This window comes from Polaromonas sp. P3_C2 (genome assembly GCF_056402675.1).
This window is the reverse complement of record NZ_JBFUGX010000812.1, coordinates 1-1,644: the sequence shown is the minus strand read 5'-3', so window position 1 is coordinate 1,644 and position 1,644 is coordinate 1. Positions and strand designations below refer to the sequence as shown.

The 1,644-nt window shown below is 67.6% G+C and carries 2 protein-coding genes; one reads left to right on the top strand and one right to left on the bottom strand.

Features of this window, described 5'->3' with window-relative positions; all coding sequences use genetic code 11:
* The coding region (locus AC1DWI_RS22260) for an NADPH-dependent F420 reductase (protein WP_477725796.1) at positions 1–619 on the top strand (619 nt) is incomplete at its 5' end.
* Between the two features lie 109 nt (positions 620–728).
* On the opposite strand, the gene AC1DWI_RS22255 is transcribed toward AC1DWI_RS22260, so the two are convergent.
* Positions 729–1,644 (bottom strand): ATP-binding protein (locus tag AC1DWI_RS22255; protein ID WP_477725795.1); only part of this gene is annotated, 916 nt, incomplete at its 5' end.

Below are 1,644 nucleotides of genomic sequence, written 5' to 3'. Positions count from 1 at the left end.
CTCAACCCCATCCAGCACCCCCAGCATCGGGATCGTCGGTGCCGGCGCCATCGGCACGGCATTTGCCAAAACCCTGGCCCGCCAGGGCATCCATGCCACGCTGTCCAACAGCCGCGGCCCGGACTCGCTCAAAGACATCGTGCGCGAACTCGGCCCCACCATCCACGCCGGCACCGTCAAGGAAGCCGCCACAAAAGACATCGTGCTGGTGGCCGTCAACTGGGGTCGCCTGCCTGAAGCGCTGGCCGGTTTGCCCAACTTTGGCGGCCGTGTCGTCATTGACGCCAACAACGCGGTCGAAGGCCCTCCTCTCCGGCCCGTTGAGTTGAACGGCCGCGCCTCCAGCGAAGTGTTTGCCGAGCTGGTGCCCGGCGCGCGCGTGGTGAAGGCCTTTAACCACCTGGTCGCCCAGTTGCTGGCCACTGACCCCGCCGACCAGGGCGGCAAACGCGTGCTGTTTTTCTCGGGCGACGACGCCAAGGCAAAGGCGACCGTGGCGGCACTGATCAGCCAGCTCGGGTTCTCGGGAATCGACCTCGGCACTTTGGCCGTGGGTGGACGCCTGGCGCAGTTTCCCGGCGGCCCGCTGCCCATTCTCAACCTGGTGCAGTTCGGGTGAAGCCGCAGCAATCGCTATCAAATCAATAGCTGCTTGCGCTCGTCTCTATTGGCCTGCAGCCCGTTTTGACACTCAAAAAAGGCCTTTCGAGGCCTTTTTTTGGGGTGTTTCAGGCCCGCGGCAGCGTGATCCGGGCGCAGAGGCCCCCGCCGTCGGCAGGCAGCAGCTCAAACTTGCCGCCGTGCGCGCGCACGATGCGGTCCACGATGGCCAGGCCCAGCCCGGCGCCCGGCGGGCCGGTGCGTGTGCTTTCAGCGCGGCGAAAGGGTTGCTTCAAGGCCTCGGCCTGCCCGGCGTCAATGCCGGCGCCGTGATCCGTCACCGCTATCCAGACCGAATCGCCCTGCGTACCGGTGGCTATGGTGACCGGCGGGAGCCCATGGCGCCAGGCATTTTCAACCAGGTTGGTGAGCACGCGGCGCATCGCACGCGGGCGCAAGGGCACCGGCGGCGGGTTGCCGCCCTGCAGCGCCACCGGCATGCCGTGGCCGGCCGAGGCGGCCGCCACCTCAGCCGCCAGCACATCCAGCGCCACCGGCGCCGGCGCTTCGCTTTCGGTGCTGCGGGCAAAGTCCAGGAACTGGCTGATGATGGCGTCCATTTCTTCCACGCCGCGTGTCATTCGGGCCATCAGCTCATCGTCGCCTTGACCGGCTTTTTCGGCCTTGTCGCGCAGGATCTCGATGCCCAGGCGCAGCTTGGTCAGCGGTGTGCGCAGGTCGTGCGACACCCCGGCCAGCATTAGCGCTCGCTCGTCGTCGGCCTGGGCCAGGCTGCGCACCATCTGGTTAAAGCTGCGGCTCAGGTCGGCGATTTCCGTGGGGCCGTCTTCGGGCAGCGGCTGCGGGCTGGTGCCGCCCGCCAGCGTGTGCGCCGAAGCCATCACGCGGCGCAGGGGCTGGTTCAGGTAACGGTGAATCAGCAGCGCGCCCAGCAAGGCCAGCAAGGCGCTGGCGAGCGAGGTTACGACCCAGGCGCCGGTGAATTCACGCGCCGGCAGCACGCCGGGCAGGTTGACCCAATGG